Source organism: Mesorhizobium sp. M7A.F.Ca.CA.002.04.1.1, from assembly GCF_004022805.1.
Taxonomy (GTDB): Bacteria; Pseudomonadota; Alphaproteobacteria; order Rhizobiales; family Rhizobiaceae; genus Mesorhizobium; species Mesorhizobium ciceri.
In genome coordinates this window covers 1-1,914 of sequence record NZ_RZPL01000914.1, presented here as the reverse complement: position 1 = coordinate 1,914, position 1,914 = coordinate 1, and the positions used below count along the sequence as shown (strand labels likewise).

Sequence of the window (1,914 nt, the reverse complement as noted above, 5' to 3'; positions counted from 1 at the left end):
TTGCCCGCCAGGCCTTTCCTAGCGCGCAACGGGCTTCGGACGGCGGCAGCGACGGCCCCGGTGATAACACGCGCATGTTCAAGAAACCGCGCGCCCTCCATCGTCAGTCTTACGCCAGCGTGGTTACGCTCCAAAAGCCGTACGCCCAGGTCAGCCTCAAGCGTCTTTATCGCCGCAGTGACCGCCGATTGCGAGATGTTGAGTTCCACCGCGGCATGACTGACCTGTCCGCTCTCGGCGGTCGCGATAAAATAATCCAGCTGTTTCAAGGTGATGGTCATGGTGCGCCCTGGCCCAGAACCATTATCTGTTTTTTTGATATGACAATCAATAAACTACTATTTCACAAATGCCCTCGCATGCGCAAAAAATGCTGCAACGCCGCAAAGACGGCAGCTTCGAGGGGTAACAATGTGATGGCGGTGACGCTAAACTGCGACATGGGCGAAAGCTTTGGCCTCTACAAGGTTGGCGATGATATGGGCATGATGCCCATCATCGACGTTGCCAATGTCGCCTGTGGTTTTCACGCTTCCGATCCGGATCACATGCACACCGCCGTCCGCAGCGCCAAGGCGAGTGGCGTAAAGATCAGCGCCCATCCAGGCTTGCCCGACATTCAGGGTTTCGGCCGGCGCGAGATGCGGATGACCCGCGAAGAAGTCAGAAACACCATCATTTACCAGGTGGGAGCGCTTGCCGGCTTCCTCAAGGCCGAGGGTGTGGAACTCCACCACATCAAGCCGCATGGCAGCCTCTACTTCATGGCCATGCAGCAGGAGGCAATAGCCCATGGCGTGTGCGACGCGGCAGAGATTTTCGGCGTACCCCTCTTCGGCATGACGGGCACCCTGCATGAGAAGATCTATCAAGAGCGCGGTATCCCATTTGTCGCTGAGTTCTATGCCGATCTCGACTACGATGCCTCCGGCAAGCTGATCTTGACACGCGTTCATGACGCCAAGGACCCCGCAGAGATGGCCGAGCGGTGCGTACGCGCCATCAGGGAGGGCGAGGGCACGGCAGAGGACGGCAGTTTCTTCCCTGTACGCTGCGAAACCATCTGCGTGCATTCCGATACGCCGAACGCCATCGAAATAGCCCGGGCCGTGCGCACCGCAATCGCCCCCTGGCACTGAACTCGACCGAACCCGCCCGCGCGGGCGGTTCCAGATTAGTCTGTCCGCAGTTTTCCGGAGCTTTTTATGGCCCAGATTCTTTCACCTCTTCCCGGCACTTTTTATCGCAGCGCTTCGCCAGACCAGCCGCCATACAAGGCGGATGGCGACGCGGTGTCCGCCGGAGACGTAATCGGTCTCATCGAAGTGATGAAGTCGTTCCACGAAGTGAGGGCCGAGACGGCCGGTACGAACATCCGCTTCATTGCCGACAATGAGGATCCCATCATGGCCGGCGCACCTATTGCGGATCTCGACTGATGCTGAAAAAGCTTCTGGTTGCCAACCGGGGCGAGATAGCGGTCAGGATCATCCGGGCCGCGCAAGATCTGGGGATCGCCACCGTGGCGGTGTATTCGGCCGCAGACGCCGAGTCGCTCCACGTCCAGCTTGCGGACGAAGCGGTCAACATCGGCCCACCAGCTGCAAAGAAGTCCTATCTCAATGTCGAAGCAATTCTGAAGGCTGCCCGCGACACCGGTTGCGACAGTGTTCATCCAGGCTATGGGTTCCTTGCCGAGAATGCCGCGTTTTCCGACGCGGTCACAGGCGCTGCATTGGTCTTCGTCGGCCCGTCGGGAGATGCGATCCGGATGATGGGAGACAAGGTCTCGGCGCGATCGGCCGCTGCCGCTGCAGGTGTCCCCGTCGTGCCAGGCTCGGCTGGCCGGGTCGAGGGCCTCGAGGCTGGCCACGAGGTGCTGACCGCAACCGGTTTTCCGGTGATGATCAAGGC

General features: G+C 59.9%; 4 protein-coding genes. 3 read left to right on the top strand and 1 reads right to left on the bottom strand.

Features of this window, described 5'->3' with window-relative positions; genetic code table 11:
• Nucleotides 1-281, bottom strand: a 281-nt coding sequence (locus tag ENZ75_RS30380) for a LysR family transcriptional regulator (RefSeq protein ID WP_164888128.1), incomplete at its 3' end; no start/stop codon positions are given.
• Between the two features lie 135 nt (nucleotides 282-416).
• Here ENZ75_RS30380 and ENZ75_RS30375 point away from each other — a divergent pair.
• The 3 genes from ENZ75_RS30375 to ENZ75_RS30365 all read left to right on the top strand — a co-directional run.
• Nucleotides 417-1,139: a LamB/YcsF family protein gene (locus tag ENZ75_RS30375; RefSeq protein WP_128278568.1), complete on the top strand. Its 723-nt coding sequence runs from the start codon at nucleotides 417-419 to the stop codon at nucleotides 1,137-1,139.
• 66 nt (nucleotides 1,140-1,205) lie between these two features.
• Complete coding sequence (locus ENZ75_RS30370; protein ID WP_013533152.1) at nucleotides 1,206-1,439, top strand: acetyl-CoA carboxylase; 234 nt, start codon at nucleotides 1,206-1,208, stop codon at nucleotides 1,437-1,439.
• A partial coding sequence (locus ENZ75_RS30365) for a biotin carboxylase N-terminal domain-containing protein (RefSeq protein ID WP_281061314.1) occupies nucleotides 1,439-1,914 on the top strand: 476 nt, incomplete at its 3' end. The genes ENZ75_RS30370 and ENZ75_RS30365, both read left to right, overlap by 1 nt.